At 34.5% G+C, this 18255-nt stretch carries 14 protein-coding genes; 9 read left to right on the forward strand and 5 right to left on the reverse strand.

Features of this window, described 5'->3' with window-relative positions; translation table 11 throughout:
* The first annotated feature begins 225 nt into the window (after positions 1-225).
* Positions 226-2895 (forward strand): cation-translocating P-type ATPase, encoded by a 2670-nt coding sequence (locus GAN53_RS02010; RefSeq protein ID WP_151409344.1) that lies wholly within the window; start codon positions 226-228, stop codon positions 2893-2895.
* Between the two features lie 39 nt (positions 2896-2934).
* Here GAN53_RS02010 and GAN53_RS02015 read toward each other — a convergent pair whose 3' ends face one another.
* On the reverse strand, positions 2935-3495 hold the full coding sequence (locus GAN53_RS02015) for a chromate transporter (protein WP_151409643.1): 561 nt from the start codon (positions 3493-3495) through the stop codon (positions 2935-2937).
* Positions 3488-4027 carry a chromate transporter gene (locus GAN53_RS02020; RefSeq protein WP_151409345.1) on the reverse strand — a complete coding sequence of 180 codons (540 nt, stop codon included), beginning with the start codon at positions 4025-4027 and terminating at the stop codon, positions 3488-3490. Before GAN53_RS02020 ends, GAN53_RS02015 begins: the two co-directional genes overlap by 8 nt.
* 132 nt (positions 4028-4159) lie before the next feature.
* Between GAN53_RS02020 and GAN53_RS02025 the strand changes: the two genes are divergently transcribed.
* Positions 4160-4813, forward strand: a complete 654-nt coding sequence (locus tag GAN53_RS02025) for an HAD family hydrolase (RefSeq protein ID WP_151409346.1) — start codon at positions 4160-4162, stop codon at positions 4811-4813.
* 40 nt (positions 4814-4853) lie between these two features.
* Here GAN53_RS02025 and GAN53_RS02030 read toward each other — a convergent pair whose 3' ends face one another.
* The 3 genes from GAN53_RS02030 to GAN53_RS02040 all read right to left on the reverse strand — a co-directional run bounded on the left by GAN53_RS02030 (position 4854) and on the right by GAN53_RS02040 (position 9152).
* The gene (locus tag GAN53_RS02030) at positions 4854-6215 is read right to left on the reverse strand and encodes a class II fumarate hydratase (RefSeq protein WP_151409347.1); all 1362 of its coding nucleotides are present in this window, start codon (positions 6213-6215) and stop codon (positions 4854-4856) included.
* A 10-nt stretch (positions 6216-6225) separates the two neighbouring features.
* The gene (locus GAN53_RS02035; protein ID WP_151409348.1) at positions 6226-7638 is read right to left on the reverse strand and encodes an aspartate ammonia-lyase; all 1413 of its coding nucleotides are present in this window, start codon (positions 7636-7638) and stop codon (positions 6226-6228) included.
* Between the two features lie 173 nt (positions 7639-7811).
* The gene (locus GAN53_RS02040) at positions 7812-9152 is read right to left on the reverse strand and encodes an MATE family efflux transporter (RefSeq protein WP_151409349.1); all 1341 of its coding nucleotides are present in this window, start codon (positions 9150-9152) and stop codon (positions 7812-7814) included.
* Positions 9153-9315: 163 nt separating this feature from the next.
* Here GAN53_RS02040 and GAN53_RS02045 point away from each other — a divergent pair, with 163 nt between their 5' ends.
* From GAN53_RS02045 to GAN53_RS02075, 7 genes are all read left to right on the forward strand, one after another.
* The gene (locus GAN53_RS02045) at positions 9316-10320 is read left to right on the forward strand and encodes a LacI family DNA-binding transcriptional regulator (RefSeq protein ID WP_151409350.1); all 1005 of its coding nucleotides are present in this window, start codon (positions 9316-9318) and stop codon (positions 10318-10320) included.
* A 171-nt stretch (positions 10321-10491) separates the two neighbouring features.
* On the forward strand, positions 10492-11889 hold the full coding sequence (locus GAN53_RS02050) for an MFS transporter (protein ID WP_151409351.1): 1398 nt from the start codon (positions 10492-10494) through the stop codon (positions 11887-11889).
* 24 nt (positions 11890-11913) lie between these two features.
* A complete protein-coding gene (gene uidA / locus GAN53_RS02055; protein WP_151409352.1) occupies positions 11914-13767 on the forward strand; it encodes a beta-glucuronidase in 1854 nt (617 codons plus the stop codon).
* A 47-nt stretch (positions 13768-13814) separates the two neighbouring features.
* Complete coding sequence (locus GAN53_RS02060) at positions 13815-15395, forward strand: mannitol dehydrogenase family protein (protein WP_151409353.1); 1581 nt, start codon at positions 13815-13817, stop codon at positions 15393-15395.
* Between the two features lie 27 nt (positions 15396-15422).
* Positions 15423-16517, forward strand: a complete 1095-nt coding sequence (locus GAN53_RS02065) for a mannonate dehydratase (RefSeq protein WP_151409354.1) — start codon at positions 15423-15425, stop codon at positions 16515-16517.
* 56 nt (positions 16518-16573) lie between these two features.
* Positions 16574-17614: a TRAP transporter substrate-binding protein gene (locus tag GAN53_RS02070; RefSeq protein WP_151409355.1), complete on the forward strand. Its 1041-nt coding sequence runs from the start codon at positions 16574-16576 to the stop codon at positions 17612-17614.
* Entirely contained in the window at positions 17611-18255 is a 645-nt protein-coding gene (locus GAN53_RS02075) for a TRAP transporter small permease (protein ID WP_151409356.1), read from the forward strand. The genes GAN53_RS02070 and GAN53_RS02075 overlap by 4 nt, the downstream gene beginning before the upstream one ends.

Below are 18255 nucleotides of genomic sequence, written 5' to 3' on the forward strand. Positions count from 1 at the left end.
AATTAACATAAAAAATTAATGAATTATAAATAAATACCTTTTGATATTGAGATTTGAAAAATTTACCATATAATAATCCTAGCAGAAAGGGAGTAGCCCAATTATTTAATCGTCAGAACGAATTTATTTCCGGTTGAATAAACCCTTATACGGTGGCAAGACTTTTGGCGAATTCGTCAAAAGTCTTTTTTATTACCATTTTGCAAAATTATAATAGGAGGAATTATGGACTACCAAGGTTCTAAGGAAGAAATTTTAGAAAAAATTGGATCTAACGAAAAGTCTGGTCTTAGCGCAAGCGAAGCAAGCAAAAGACTTGAAAAATATGGTCCAAATAAAATCGAATCTTCCAACAAAAAATCAATGATTCAAAAAATTTTGGATCAGATAATTGACCCCATGGTAATTTTACTTATAGTAGCATCAATCATTTCTGCCTTTACTGGAGATAAGATTGAAGCTATCATAATTATTGCAATTGTTGTTTTAAATGCTATTATGAGTATTTACCAAGAAGGACAAGCCGAAGATTCTGTGGCAGCTTTGCAAAAGATGAGCTCGCCTGAAGCGACGATAATTAGAGATGGCAAACGTATAAAAGTAAAAGCTGAAGAACTTGTGCCTGGAGATATCGTAGTTCTTGAAACAGGAGATATTATTCCAGCTGATATGAGATTGCTCGATTCTAGGAATTTAAAAATCGATGAATCATCCTTAACTGGAGAATCTGTCGCAGTGGAAAAAGATGCAGAGGAAGAATATAACGAAGAAGTTGGCATTGGCGATAGGAAAAACCAAGCTTTTTCATCATCAATTGTAACTTACGGCCATGGCTTAGGAGTAATTACAAAAACAGGTCATGAAACAGAAATAGGACAAATCGCCAAAAGTCTTGATACTGTTGAAGAAAAGGAAACTCCTTTGCAAAAACAACTTAAAGTTTTGTCAAAAAAACTTGCAATTTTAGTTGTTGTAGTTTGCGCTTTAGTTTTTGTGGTTGGATATTTTAGAACGAGCATGGATTTACTTGATAACTTTATGGTTGCAGTTTCCCTTGCAGTTGCAGCTATTCCAGAAGGTCTAACCGCAGTTGTAACTATAGTTTTATCAATCGGCATGAATAGAATGGTTGAAAGAAAAGCCATTGTAAAAAATCTTGTTTCTGTTGAAACTTTAGGTTCTACAACTGCCATTTGTTCTGATAAGACCGGCACTTTAACCCAAAATGAAATGACCATCACCAAAGTCTACACAGATTTTAAAGAATTTGATGTTAGCGGTTCTGGTTATGCTCCAATTGGCGAAATTTCTCATAAGGGAGAAAAAATCGACGAGAACGAGCAAATAAAATTATTGATGACCATTGCATCTTTTAGTAACGATGCAAATTTAACAGAAGATTCTGGAATGTACCAAATTACAGGTGATCCTACAGAAGGAGCAATGCTAACTCTTTCTGAAAAGTGGGGCATAAACCAAGAAAAATTAAACGAAGCTCATCCAAGAATTGACGAGATTCCTTTTGATTCTGATAGAAAAATGATGACAACTTTCCACAACATAGAAGATTCTTACTATGCTATGACCAAAGGTGCGCCAGATATTATTATCAAAAATTCTTCAAAAATCATGATCGATGGCAAATTAGAAGACTTTACAGATGATTTAAAGAAAAAAGTTTTAGAAGAAAATACCAAACTTGCAAGACTTGCCCTTCGTGTTATGGCCTACGCTTTTAAACCTTATGAAAGTTTGGAAAATGAAGAGCTTACAACAGAAAATATAGAACATGAAATGATTTTTGTAGGCCTTACAGGAATGATCGATCCACCTAGAGAAGAAGCCAAAAAAGCCGTTGAAGAATGTCACAACTCTGGTATCGATGTAATAATGATTACTGGAGATTATTTTGAAACTGCCCTTGCTATTGCCAAAGATCTTGGCATTGCTGAAAATGCCGAGCAAGCTATGCAAGGATCTGACTTAAATAACAAAAGCGATGAAGAAGTAAGAGAAATTGTAAAGACAAAACGTATTTTTGCAAGAGTATCACCACAAAATAAGGTTCAACTAGTAAACGCCCTTCAAGCAAACGGCAATATCGTAGCTATGACTGGAGATGGTGTAAATGACGCACCTGCAATCAAAAACGCCGATATTGGAATATCAATGGGTATAACTGGAACTGATGTTGCCAAAGATACTGCCGATATGATTTTGGTTGATGATAATTTTGCAACTATTGTAAATGCAGTCGAAGAAGGAAGAGTAATTTTTTCAAACATCAAAAAATTTGTATCTTTCCTTTTATCATGTAACATAGCAGAAGTTGCCATAGTATTTTTGTCAATACTTTTTGGCTTACCTAGCCCACTAACACCAATTCAACTTTTGTGGCTAAATCTTGTAACCGATGCTTTCCCAGCTCTTGCTCTTGGAGTTGAACCAGCAGAAGCTGACATAATGAATCGTCCACCTCGTGATCCTCATGAGAATATCTTATCTGGAGAAACTGGCCAACACGTAATTCTACAATCAATTGCCATAACAGTTGCAGTTCTTGCCGCATATATTATAGGCTTGAATTATATTTTCCCAAATAATATAGCTGGCGCTCACACCATGGTATTTGCAACACTTATCACAAGCGAATTGCTAAGAGCATTTTCAGTTAGAAGTGAAAAATATACCCTAAAAGAACTTGGATTCTTTTCAAACAAGACCTTGGTAAAGGCAAATATTTTATCCTTCTCTTTGTTGCTTTTGGTTATGTATGTACCGATTTTAAGAGAATTATTCGAACTAGAGCTAATTACTTGGCAATGGTTGGTAATAATTGTATTATCCTTCCTACCGCTAGTTATTGGTGAAATTAGAAAAAAAGCTAATAAATAAAATTAAGGAGAACTTACAAAAATGTAAGCTCTCCTTTTTTTATAGAGAAAAAACAATGCCCAAAAGTCCACTTATTCCAATTATTATAAGTGGATTAATTTTTTTAAATTTTATTTGGACAAATAAAAAAATTGCAAAAATTGAAATTGGCAAAAATCTAAATAAGTCTATAAGATTTCCACTAATCTTAAATAAATCAATATCTAAAAGTGTAAGTGCCATAACAGAACTCATAGCTCCAAGTATTAAGCCTCCAGTTGCTGGACGAATTGTAAAAAACATATCATTTACAATTTTTGAGTTTTTAAATTTTGCCATGGCTTTTGCTATAATAAAAATAATTATTATAGGTCCTGTCACTAGTGAAATTGTGGCAAGAATTGCTCCAGGGATCCCGTAAGCCTTAAAGCCTGCAAAAGTTGCCACATTTATGCCTATTGCTCCTGGGGTTGATTCAGAAACTGCTATCATATCTAGCAAATCTTTTTGTGTAAAATAATTATAATTTCTGGCTATTTCTTGCAAAAATGGAATGGTCGCAAGTCCTCCACCAATTGCAAAAAGTCCCGCCTTAAAAAATTCCCACATTAGTCTAAGCATTTTCATTACCTCTTCCTAAAAGTATGCCAAAAATTCCAATACTTATAACGATTATAACTGGAGAAATTGACAAAACTGCAACCGCTAGAAATGTTAGAAAAAATATTATAAATTTAAGACTTGTGTCGGCATTTTTCTTAGTCATTTTCATAACTGTATAAAAAACCAAAGCACAAACGCCAATTCTTATTCCCGCAAAAGCGTGTTGGATAAAGGCAAGATGGCTGTAAATTTTAAGAAAATTTGCAATTAAGACAATGATTATAATTGATGGTGTAATAAAGCCAAAAGATGCAACAATTCCACCGATTTTTCCAGCCATTTTATAACCTAAAAAAGTCGAGGTGTTAATGGCGATAATTCCTGGTGTCGATTGACCAATAGCATAATAATCTAGGATTTCCTCTTGGCTTGCCCAATTTTTCTTATCACAAACTTCTCGCTCGAGAAGTGGTAGCATGGCATAGCCACCGCCAAAGGTAAAAGCTCCGATTTTTGCAAAAGTTAAGTATAAATCTAATAATATATTCATAAAAAATTCCTTTCTATTAATAGTATAGCATAGCTTTTATAAAGTTTTAAATTTGGGAAAATCACCAATAAATTATTCTTAAAGCTATTGGGGTATATTATATACTAAAGAAGAAAAAAATAAGGAGTTTTAATGAAGTTACTTTTTGATTGTGATGGAACTTTGCTTGATTCTATGCACATTTGGGTTGAGCCTATCAATAAAATATTTAATAAATATGGTTATAGTTTTGAAGGCTTGGAGAAAAAAGAAAAAGGCATAATTGAAGCACTTCCTTTAAGTGGAATGGTCACTTATATAGCAAAAAACATAGCAAAAGATATGACAGAAGAAGAAGTTAACAATTATTTTTTGGAAATCGTAGAAGATGGTTACAAAAATCATCTGATGCCCAAAGATGGCGTTTTGGAAAAATTAAGGGAATTTTACGATCATGATATAGAAATGGGTATAGCTTCTTCAACTGATTCCAAATACCTAAAACTTGCCTTCAAACGTTTGGGAATTGACCATTATTTTACCTATTATAACACTCCGGATTTGCTAAATTCTAAAAAATCTGACGAGAAATTCTGGCAAAGTGCCATCGATAATTTTAAGATAGATCCAGAAGAAATAATGCTTTTTGACGATGCTCTCTATGCCATAAAAGCCGCGAAGAAATCAGGAATTAAAACTTGTGGAGTTAGAGATTTTCCTTACAACAAAAATGAATGGGAAGATATCAAAAAATTTTCCGATATATATCTTGAAGGGATTTGGGATTTTGACCTAAATAATTTATAAAAATAAGGATGCTAGTTTTTTACTAGACATCCTTTATTTTTTATACCATATTTTCTGGCTTTACATATTTGTCGAAATCATCTTCGTCTATATAGCCTAATTCATGGCTTGCCTCTCTTAGGGTTAGACCTTTTTGATAAGCATATTTGGCGATTTTGCTTGCCTTGTCATAGCCTATGTGTGGAGAAAGGCTTGTTACAAGCATTAGAGATCTATCCAAATTTTCTTTTATTTTTTCTTGGTTGGCTTTTAAACCTTCTAATAAATTTTTTCTAAAGCAAGTTAATGATTTGCTTAATAAAGTTATTGATTGATCCATATTATATATAATTAGTGGCATATAGGTGTTTAGTTGCATTTGCCCTTGGGAATTTGCCATTGTTATAGCAAGATCATTTGCCATAATTTGTATTGCAACCATTGTTATTGATTCAACTTGAGTTGGGTTAACTTTACCTGGCATTATTGAAGAACCAGGTTCGTTGGCTGGAATTATTAACTCGCCAATACCACATCTTGGTCCGCAAGATGAAAATCTAATGTCACTTGCAATTTTATACATATCGCTTGCTAGGGTTTTGATGGCTCCATGAGTATTTACTAGGGCATTCTTGCTGGATAATTGATAAAATTTGTTGGTATCACTTACAAATTCGCTAGCTAATTCTTTTGATAATTCGCTTGCCATTTCATCTCCAAAATTTTTCTTGGCATTTATTCCAGTTCCTACTGCCGTTCCGCCAATGGCTAGTTTTCTTAGATATTTGCTTACTTCTTTTAGGATTTCGTAATCTCTTTCAACCATTACTTTCCAGCCAGAAATTTCTTGAGATAATTTTACTGGAGTTGCATCTTGTAAGTGGGTGCGACCAGTTTTGATTAGGTCATTTTCTTTTTCCAATTTTTCTAAGGATTTTATTATTTCTTCTATTGCTGGAAATAAATTATCTTTTAAATTTAAATATGTTGAAAGATGCATGGCTGTCGGAAATACATCATTTGATGATTGGCTCATATTTACATGATCGTTTGGATGGATGAGTTTTTCTCCTTTTTTTGCATTTGCTATGTGGGAGATAACTTCATTTACGTTCATATTTGTCTGAGTTCCAGAGCCTGTTTGCCAAATTGTTAGCGGGAATTGGTCTTTATATTTTCCTTTTAGAATTTCATCTGCAGCGTAGATTATTAGATCTCTTTTTTCTTCATCTAATTTGCCTTCATTGGCGTTTACAATCGCTGCAGCTTTTTTTATATAAACTATTGCGCGAATTAAGTTTTCTGGCATAGTTTCTACATCTTGAGGAAAGTTTGTAAGAGATCTTTGAGTTTGAGCTCCCCAAAAAGCTTCTTCTGGAACGTCAATTACGCCAATAGAATCTTCTTCTTGTCTAAATTTCATATTCCTATACCTACAATATCTTTTCTTCATCCAAGATGCCTGGTTTGATCATCTTTTTAAAGTCGAGAATTTTATCTAATTCTTTTTCGTCAAGTAAGCCTTCTTTTAGAACTAATTCTCTAATGCTGTGGCCTGTATCTATTGCCTTATGAGCAATTTCACTTGCTTTTTGATATCCTATGTGTGGAGCAAGGGCTGTTACTAGACCAACGCTTCTTTGAACTTTATCTGAAAGAGCTTTTTCATTTGCTGTGATATGATCAACACAATTTATTCTTAGTGTATTTATTGCACCTTTTAGTGTTCTTAGTGATTCAAATAAGTTGTAGAAAATTATTGGTTCAAAAGCATTTAATTCAAGTTGGCCTGCTTCAACTGCCATTGTTACAGTCATATCATTTCCTATTACATTAAAGGCAACTTGGTTTACAACTTCTGGTATAACTGGATTTACTTTTCCTGGCATGATTGATGAACCTGCTTGACGAGCTGGTAATTTGATATCAGCAACTCCTGCTTGTGGACCTGAACTCATTAGTCTTAGGTCGTTGGCTATTTTTGATAAGTTTGATGCGTAGGTTTTTAATATAGCTGAAGCATAAGAAAAACCATCTAGGTTTTGAGTTCCATCTATCAAGTCTTCATTTTGTGTAAGTTTTAGACCAGTAACTTCTGCCAAAACTCCAACTATTTCTTCTACATAAGTTTTATCAGCATTTAAGCCTGTTCCTATAGCTGTTCCACCAAGATTAACTTGGCTTAAAGTTTCTATTGCTATGTCAAATCTTTTGTGGTCACGTCTGATAACCTTTGCATATGCTGCAAATTCTTGACCAAGGCTTATAGGAATTGCATCTTGAAGTTGAGTTCTACCCATCTTGTAAACTTCTTTGAATTCTTCTGCTTTTTTGTCAAAAGATTCGATAAGTTTTTCTGTTTCTTCTTTTAATTCCATAAAATATCTAATTAAAGCGATTTTACCTGATGTCGGAATTACGTCATTGGTTGATTGTCCGCGGTTAACATGATCATTTGGATGAACTTTATCATAAATTCCTAATCCCCCGCCTAAAGATTCGTTTGCAATATTTGCAATAACTTCGTTGGCATTCATGTTAAAGCTAGTTCCAGCTCCACCTTGGATAGGATCTACTATGAAATTATCCCTATATTTGCCATTTAAAAGATCATCACAAGCAGCAACAATTGCTTCTTTTTGATCTTTTTTTAGCAAACCTATTTTGCCATTTTCTATGGCACAAGCTTTTTTTACCTCAAGCATTGCATCTATAAATTTATCATCAACAGGAAGACCTGTTATAGCAAAGTTTTGATTTGCTCTTAAACTATTTGCACCATAATAGGCGTCTTTTGGTACTTCAATTTCCCCTAAAGAATCAAGTTCATTTCTATATTCTGTCATATAAGCCTCCTATATTCATTATATTGAATATTTGCTTTTCTTACAAGTGAAATGAAAAGGTTTTTAAGATTTGTTTTTAAATTGATAAACTCTTATAAAGCTTATCTTGACAAATAAAAAAATCATCAGCGTAAAAGCATTTTGCCTGATGATTTTTTATAAATTTTATTAAATTATTTAATGGATTTTTTCATCTTTTTAACTAGCATAAAAACAACCAGCAAACCCTTGGCAACACTAGTTAAGCTCATTGCAAGCCAAACTCCAGACACGCCAAAAATCGGCATGAGAATTTTTGATATAGGAATTCTAGAAAAATCAGAAACCATACCTATAATAGCTGGTGTTTTTGTATCTCCTAGGCCATTAAAAGCTCCTGTTAAACCAATTTCAGTTGCCATAAAAATCTGTGAAAAGGAAAGGATTGCAAGATATATAGCTCCAAGCTCAATCGTTTCTTTGTCATTTGGGACAAATAGTTTGAAAAGTTGATATCTAAAAGCAAATAAAACTAACATCGAAATTGTTCCTATGACTAATAAAATCACAAAAGATTTTTTGATAGATTCTTTTACCCTTTCCATAAGTCCTGCTCCGTAGTTTTGTCCAACCATAGCTGCAATTCCAACTTGCAAGCCCTCAGTTGTATTCCAAGTTATCGCTTCAAGCTGACTACCAACTGTATAGGCTGCTACTGCCGCTTCACCAAAATCTGCCATAAATTTATTTAAAATAATACTTATTGTCGCCATAAAAGAGCTCATAAGAGCAGCTGGAAAACCCATTTTAAATATTGAAAAAACCCAGGATCTTCTATAATGAAAACTTGAAATAGCAGATTTTATTATCTTATTTTTCCTAAAAATATTAAATACAAAAATCAAGGTCACAACTATTTGCGCCATAACTGTTGCAAGAGCAGCGCCTTTGGCCTCAAGCCTTGGAATTGGACCATAACCAAAAATCAAAATCGGATCTATGATAATATTTGTTATAAGTCCAATGGTATTTATCTTAAAGGGAGTAAGACTATTGCCCAAAGATTGGAAGGATTGGGATAAAACTGGATTTATAAAGAAAAATATCATCCCAAAACTTATAATGTGCAAATAATCTCTGGCATAAGCACTTGCACTTTCCGTAAGTCCATAAAAATTTACATAATAATTGCTAAATAAAAATAAAAACAAGGAATAAAAAATGCTTATGCCTATGGTAAGTATGTAACCATTGTTTAAAACTTTTATGGTTTCTTTATCATCAGATCTACCAAAAGCATGGGAGGCATAAACTCCAGTTCCAATTTTTGGTATCAAAGTTATGGCGTTGGCAATCCAAAACAAAAATCCAGCAATTCCAACACCAGCTATGGCATCTTTTCCAAGTCTTCCAAGGAAAAATATATCTACAAAGTTGTAGGTAATTTGAATAAATGCAGTTAAAGCTAAGGGAATTGAAAGTTTAAAAAGGGATTTGGTAATATCGCCCTTGGTCAAATTTGTATTTTGATTCATAAGTCCTCCTAACTATAATATTTTACAACTTATATTTAAAATTATCATTTATAAAAGAAAAAAATAGGTAAAACATCATAAAAAAAGTCTTGACAGATTAAAAAAGAGAATATATACTATAAGTATAATGTAAGCGCTTACAAATCTATGAGAAGGTGATTCTATGGATATTTATGATATTGCAAAAGAATCTGGGTATTCTATTGCTACTGTTTCTAGAGTCATAAATGATTCTAGCAAGGTAAGTGGTAAGGCTAAAGCTAAGATTCTCAAGGTTATAGAAGAAAATGACTACAGGCCAAATAGAGTAGCAAGGTCTCTTGCTAAAAAACAAACGTCTCTTGTTGGAATTATGGTTCCAGATATAAGAAAATACTTTGAATCTCAATCAGCTTATCAGCTTGAGCAAAGATTCAATGCCAATGGCTATCTTACTCTTCTTGGAGATAGTACAGATGACTTTGATGAAAAAATAGCCTATCTTAACCTACTAAAGGAAAATAAGGTCGATGCTATAGTCTGTGTCGGTTCTACCTATGAGCAAGAAAATTTTTATAAGGAAATATTAAAACTATCAAAAGATATTCCTTTTGCCATGTTAAATGCCAACCCGCTTAGTAAAAGCAAAGACATAAGTTATGTATATATTGATGAAATTGACGCTATGAGACAAGCTATGGCCCATCTTTATAAAAAAGGCTACAAGCAACCAATATTTGTTTCCTACCATGAAAATAACTATATTACCAGATCTTATATAGCAAAAAAAGCCGGATTTATAGAAGCTCTTGATGAGTTTTACAAAAGTACTGACTTTATTGAAGTTAAAATTAATGATATCGCTAAAGATATGGGAAAATTGTATGCTTTTCTAAAATCCAATCCAAGGGTCGATGCCATATGCTTTGAACTTGATTTTTTGGCCATTCCAGCCTTTAAGTACCTAGTAAGTTGTGGAGTTAATATTCCAGAAGATATAGCAATTATTGGATTTGATAATATTGATGCAACCAACTACCCAAGCAAACAAATTACGTCAATAGATCAAAACATAGCTTTGCAAGCTGATATAGCAACTAAGAGTCTTTTTAGATTGATAAACAAAGAGAAATTAGACAAAAATGACAATATGATAAAGGCAAAATTAATTGTAAAAGAAACAAGTTAGCTTAGATTATCGACTAGAATACCAAGTTTAATATAGCAAATAGAAAAACTTATATATTTTATCCAACCACGATATTAATAGCTTGTGGCTGGGTAAAATAATAATGGCTATATATTTTTTAAGCAAAATGTAAGCCCTTACATAATATAAGAAAAACTTAAAGGAGGATATATGACTAATAGAAACGTTTCAAATGTGCGTGCTTTTAGCATGCGAGATAAGATCGGATATATGTTTGGTGATTTTGGTAACGATTTTACCTTTATCCTTTCAGTAATGTTTTTGACAAAGTTTTATACTGATGTTATGGGTGTAAACCCAGCCTTAGTAGGAACTATGATGATGTTGGCAAGATTCTTAGATGCTTTTACCGATATTGGTATGGGGCAAATACTAGATAGGTCGCTTGCAGGTCCAAATGGAAAATACAAGCCTTGGATAAAAAGAATAGCAATCCCCGTTGCCTTTGTTTCTTTCTTAATGTATGCCAACTGGTTTGCTGATAAATCAATGGGCTTTAAGATTTTCTGGATGTATATGACTTACATACTTTGGGGTTCGATCTTTTATACTATGATTAATATCCCTTATGGATCTATGGCTTCAGTAATATCTGACGATCCTGTCCATAGATCTGAACTATCCACTTTTAGAACTATAGGCGCTACTTTAGCCGGACTAGTTATTGGTGTAGTTGGTCCAATGATTGTAATGGTTAAAAATGACCTGGGACAAACAGTTATGGATGGTTCAAAGATGAGCCTATTTGCCTTAATTTGCTCAGTTCTCGCTGTTATTTGCTACATGATTTGCTATATAAACGTTGAGGAGCGTGTTGTTACAGAAGCTAAGAGTGAAAGTGTTAGCCTAGGAGATACCTTAAAAGGTATGTTCACATCAAAGTCCCTTATAGGAATAATACTTGCAGCTCTAATGCTATTACTAGGTCAACTTTCATTAAGTCAAATGGCAGGCTACATCTTCCCAAATTATTTTGGGGATGCCAAAGGACAATCAATTGCTTCTGCTTTACAGGTAATCGTGATTTTAGCTATGGCTCCTTTTGTGAAAAAAGGCGTATTAAAATACGGTAAGAAAGAGATGTCAATGGTTGGTGGTCTAGTTGGTGGCATATCCCTAATTGTAGGCTACTTCTTAAAAACAACTAATCTTACATTATTTTTAATAATAATAGCTTTGGCAAATGTTGGTGTTGGTATATTTAACCTTTCTATCTGGGCTATGATAACAGATGTTATTGATGATATAGAGGTTAGAACAAATAAAAGAGATGATGGAACAATCTACGGTTCATACTCTTTTGCAAGAAAGTTAGGTCAAGCTTTATCAGCTGGTATCATCGGCTTTGTGATGAATTCTATAGGATATACACAAGCTACAGCCTTTGATCCAGATGTGTTAAGTGGAATATATAGCATATCTACATTACTTCCAGGCCTAGCAATGATTGCTCTAGTGCTTGTTTTGAAATTTATCTATCCATTAGATAAAAAGACAGTTGAAGCAAACGCTCTTGAGCTAAAACGTAGACGTGAAAATAGTAACTAAGTATTAATTTAAAAAGGAGAAAAAATGTTATATCCAATTCAAACAAAATCTAGAATAGTATCAAGCCTTGATGGCATGTGGGAGTTTGTACTCGGTGATAGTAAGCTTAACGAAAGTTTAGCAGGAAAAAAACTAGAAAAATCTCGTCCAATGCCAGTTCCTTCTTCATATAATGACATCTATGAAGACAAAGAACTCCGCGATCATTTCGGATGGGTTTACTACCAAAGACACTTTGACCTACCAGCAAAACTTACAGAAGATAGACTCGTATTAAGATTTGATGCTGTAACACACTTTGCAAAGGTATATATCAACGAAGAGGAAATATGCGAACACAAGGGTGGATTCCTTCCTTTTGAAGTTGATATCACCGATAAGGTAAATGATTGCAAGAACTTACTTACAGTTGCTGTTAGTAATGTCGTAAATTATGAAACCCTACCTATAGGCGGACTTGGTGGTGGCGGCATGCTCGATGCTCTTTCTCTGGGATCTGAGAAAGCAGACTTAGCTGAAGAATTTGTCCAAACGAAAAACTCACCAAACTTTGACTTCTTTAACTATGCGGGCATCACTAGACACGTTAGACTATATACAACTCCAAAAGCATACATCTCTGATATAACAATGACAAATGATGAAATTAGCGAAAATGAAGCAGTATTAGGATACAAGCTTGATGTTTGTGGCAATGCTAGCGCAAAGGTATATGTTTATGACGAAGAAGGTAAGTGTGTAGCTGAAAGTGAGGGTTTAGAAGGACAGCTAATAATAAAAGATGTTAAACTTTGGTGGCCACTAAATGCTTATCTATACGACATCGTAGCAGTATATGGCAAAGACCAATACCATCTACCATATGGAATAAGAAGCGTTAGAGTTGATGGCAATAAGTTCTTGATAAATGAAAAACCTTTTTATTTCAAAGGCTACGGCAAACATGAAGATACCTTCCCTAACGGTCGTGGCATAAATGAAGTAATGAATTACAAGGATTTATCACTTATGGCTTGGCAAGGTGCCAACTCATATAGAACAAGCCACTACCCATATTCAGAAGAAATGATGAGGCTCTCCGATAGACTTGGTTTTGTTGTTATTGATGAGACTCCTGCTGTGGGAATAAATGGAATGTTCGGCGGTGGTGCAAACTTTGGTGGTCAACCTCTTCCAACATTTGGTCACGAAAAGTCAATTGGAACATTAGTATTTGATCACCACAAGGATGTAATCCACGAATGGATTGCTCGTGACAAGAACTATGCCTCAGTTGTAATGTGGTCAGTAGCCAACGAGCCTGATTCTTATAGCGAAGGTGCTTATGAATATTTCAAACCACTATTTGACCTAACACGTGAACTAGACCCACAAAACAGACCAGTAACTCTTGTATCTGTACAAATGGGAGGTGGCCCAAGAACAGATGTATCTTCAAAACTTTCTGATGTTATTTGTATCAACAGATACTATGGATGGTATTTTGGAGGCCCAGACCTTGTAGGACCTATGCAAGCTTTCAGAAAAGAGCTTGATATTTGGGAAGAAATAGGCAAACCAGTCATAATCACTGAATACGGTGCAGATACGGTAGCTGGCATGCATGATATGGCAGAAAACCCGGTAATGTATACAGAGGAATACCAAGTAGAATATTACAAAGCAAACAACCAAGTACTCGACGAATACGACTGTGTAGTTGGTGAACATCCACGGAACTTTGCCGATTTTGCAACCGATCAAAACCTACTTAGGGTTCAAGGAAACAAAAAAGGAATCTTTACAAGAGATAGAAGACCAAAACTTGCAGCACACTACTTCAAAGAAAGATGGAACTCAATACCTAACTTTGATTGGAATAAGAAAGAGAACAAATGATTTTAAGCCTGGCTAGGCTGGGCTTTTAAAACAAGAAAGGAATAAAGATGGACTTAACACTTCAAAATTTTGATCAATACAAGAAAAAAATCAACCACGCACCAAACTATGATATCAACAAGCTACGTGAAGACTCAATCAAAGACCCAAAATGGTTAGCCTTTGGTTCAGGAAATATATTCCGTGGATTCATTGCAAGAGTTGGTCAAGATATGATTGAATCTGGCAAATTTGACAGAGGAATTTCTGTTGTCGAAACATTCGATACAGAAATTATAGAAAAAATTTATAAACCATATGATAATCTAGCCCTATCAGTTACTCTTCACAAAAATGGAGACTTCGATACAAATTTAATAGCAAACCTTGCTGAAGCTCTAACTCTTTCTGATAAAGACAGGATAAAGGAAATTGCCTTAAATAAAAATTTAGAATTAATGAGCTTTACAATCACTGAAAAAGGCTACAATCTTTATGCCTCAAATGGCGAACTAATGGATGTAGTAAAAAGCGATATTGAAGGCGATCCAAAAGATGCAAAACATCTAATGAGTATAGTTACAAATCTTCTTTATGAAAGATACATGGATAGCAAGACTCCACTAACCCTCCTAAGCCTTGATAATGCAAGCCACAATGGAGACTTGGTTAAAAAATCTGTCATGATGATAGGACAAGCTTGGAAAGATAATGGAAAAGTGGATGATGGATTTATAAAATATCTTAATAATGATATTTCATTCCCACTTTCAATGATTGATAAAATCACACCGAGACCAGCTGATGTTGTTAAAGATTTTGTCGAAGAGCTTGGATTTACTAATATGGATACAGTTATAACAGATAAGAACACCTACATCGCACCATTTGTGAACTCTGAAGAGGCAGAGTATTTGGTAATTGAAGATAATTTCAAAAATGGCCGCCCTCCATTTGAAGAAGGTGGAGTTTATATGGCAGATCGTGACACGGTAAACAATGTTGAGACAATGAAAGTTACAACTTGCCTTAACCCACTTCATACAACCCTTGCAACTTATGGATGCATCCTATCTTACCAATCAATAGCCGAAGAAATGAAAGATGAACAACTGGTAAATCTTATCAAGAAAATAGGTTATGAAGAAGGACTACCTGTTGTAATTAACCCAGGCATAATAAACCCACAAGAGTTCATCGATGAGGTAATAAATATAAGACTTCCAAATCCATATATGCCAGATACCCCACAAAGAATAGCTACAGATACAAGCCAAAAAATGTCTGTAAGATTTGGCCAAACTATCAAAGGCTACATGAACGATGAGAGCAAAAATGCTGCAAGTTTAACATATATACCACTTGCCATAGCTGGTTGGCTCAGATACCTCATGGCAATTGATGATAAGGGCAATAAATTTGACCTATCTCCAGATCCATTAATGGGTGAACTAGAAGAGATATTTTCCTCAATGAAACTTGGAGAAATCCAAGATATATCAGCTATTAAGGAACTTTTAGCAAATGAAAAAATTTTTGGTGTAAACCTCCTAGAAGCAGGCCTTGACGAAAAAATTATCAAGTTCTTTAGAGAGCTATCAGCTGGCCCAGGCGCTGTAAGAGCAACCTTAAAAAAATACCTAGCATAAGAATAAATATAGAAAGGAAATATGCTTATGAAAATGACCTTTAGACATTATGGTAACGACGATCCAATTAGCCTAGAATACATCGGCCAAATCCCTGGCGTTGATGGCGTAATGGCTATGATGAATGAATTTGAAGCTGGTGAAGTTTGGGATAAGGAAATCTTCCAAAAATATGTAGATGATTGTCATGCGGCTGGGCTAAAGTGCGAAGTAATCGAATCAATCAACGTTCATGAAGACATAAAAATGGGCCTAGATAGCCGTGATAAATATATCGAAAACTACAAACAATCCCTAAGAAATGTGGCAGAATGTGGAGTTAAAGTTGTCATTTATAACTTTATGCCAGTATTTGACTGGGTCAAAACAGAATTGAAACACCAACTTCCTGATGGATCAAACACCCTTGCCTTTGACCAAAAAATGGTAGAAGGGCTTACACCGCGTGATATGGTAGATGGAATCCTTGAGGGAGCTGGAGACTTTGAACTACCTGGATGGGAGCCAGAAAGATTAGAGCTATTAGAAGAAGTTCTCAAACAATACGAGTCAATCGATGAAGATAAACTACGCGAAAACTATAAGTATTTCCTAGAAAAAATCTTACCAACTTGTGAAGAAGTAGGTATCAAAATGGCTGTTCATCCAGATGATCCAGCTTGGCCAATCTTTGATATACCAAGAATTACATCAACTGTAGAAGATTTAGAAAAAATCGTAAACTTAGTAGACAGCCCAGCAAACACTCTTTGTATATGTACAGGTTCTCTAGGAAGTTGCAAGGAAAATGATGTAGCATCAATCCTCTATGATTTTGCTAAAAGAGGCAAAATCGGAGCCGTTCACGCTAGAAATATCAAATTTACAGGAGATAAAAAATTCTACGAATCAGCTCACAAGAGTGACTGTGGATCATTGGATATGTATGAAATAATGAAGTCTCTATCCGATGCAGGCTTTGACGGATACATCAGACCTGACCATGGACGTATGATTTGGGGCGAAGAAGGAAGGGCTGGCTATGGCTTATACGACAGAGCCCTAGGAGTAACTTACCTAAACGGTCTATGGGAAGCTATAGAAAAGGACAAAGAAAGATACTGCGCAAAAGAAAAAATTTAATAACCGAAAGAAGGCCTGGTTTTCCAGGCTTCTTGCCAAAAAATAGAGGGTAAAATATGAAATTTAAAAAAAATTTATTAGGCATATGCATGCTTTTGGTCCTAATTCTTACAGGATGTGGATCAAACAATAGTCAAGCAGATATCAATAAAACAATAATTAGAGTAGGTCACAACCAATCACAAAAGCATCCTACTCATATTGGTCTATTAGCATTTGAAAAATACATAGAAGAAAACTTAGGTGATAAATACGATGTACAAGTTTTCCCATCCGAACTATTAGGCTCACAAACCGACATGGTTCAACTAACTCAAACTGGTGCAATCAACATTTGTGTGGCAAGTAATGCCATCCTTGAAACATTTGATGACGTTTATGAAATATTTAACTTGCCATACCTATTTGCATCAGCAGAGTCCTACCACCATGTAATGGACGATCCTGAAATTACCAATCCTATTTTTACATCAACTAAGGATGCTGGTTTCCAAGCTGTAACTTGGTTAGATGCTGGTAGTAGATCTTTTTATACAAAAAATCGTCCAATAAAATCAGCTGCTGACCTCAAAGGACTAAAAATCAGAGTCCAACAATCCCCTACAAATGTAAAAATGATGAGCCTATTAGGCGGATCAGCTTCTCCTATGGGTTTTGGCGAGGTTTATACAGCCCTTCAAGCAGGGATTATAGATGGAGCCGAGAATAACGAAATGTCTCTAACTGACAATGGTCACGGAGATATTTGTAAATACTATTCATACGATATGCACCAAATGGTACCAGATATAGTAATTGCAAATTACGAATGGCTAAATGATTTGCAAGAAGATGAAAGAGCTATATTTGAAGAAGGATTTAAAATCTTAAACCAAACGCAAAGAAAAGAATGGGTCACAGCAGTTGAAAACGCCAAAGAAAAGGCAGCTAAAGAACAAGGAGTGAAATTCATCTATCCAGATCAAAGTGAGTTTGTAGAAAAAGTTGCCCCACTAACCCAAGAAGTTTTGCAAAGAAATACTAAACTTCAACCTTACTATGATAAAATCCAAGAATATAACAAAGAATTCCCAGCACAAAAGGAGGCAAAACAATGAGAAAAGTTTTAGATAAGACAATGAAATTTTTATCAGCTGCAACTCTATTTGTCATGCTTATCTTTGTTGTTTGGCAAGTATTTACCAGATACATTTTGAAAAATCCGTCAACTTGGTCAGAAGAATTAGTTAGTTATCTATTTGCCTGGTCCACCCTATTTGGAGCAAGCCTTATAGTTGGCGAGCGTGGTCATATGAATATTCCAGTATTTATTGACACAAAGAGTCCAAATGTTCAAAAGAAAGCTGCAATATTTTCTGAACTAATAATTTTTTTATTCTCTCTTGCAGTTTTAACCTATGGAGGAATCAGAATCACACGCCTTGCCCTAAATCAAATGACATCCTCTCTAGGATTACCAATAGGCCTATTTTATATTCCACTTCCTCTTACCGGAATAATAAATATGATATATTCAATATACAATATCCGCATGATAATAAATGGGAAAATTGAATTTATCAAAGCCGAGTCTGCTAGCGAATCCTCAACTCGTGAGGCAAACAAGGCAAGTGAAGTTGCAAAATATGAAAGCCTTACAGACAATGTAGATAGTCCAGAAAAAACCACTAATTATTCTATTTCAAATAGCAAAACAGATGATAAAAAAGTGGTTATTGAAAACGATAAAGGAGAGTAA

This window comes from Anaerococcus sp. Marseille-P9784 (genome assembly GCF_902500265.1).
Lineage (GTDB): Bacteria > Bacillota > Clostridia > Tissierellales > Peptoniphilaceae > Anaerococcus.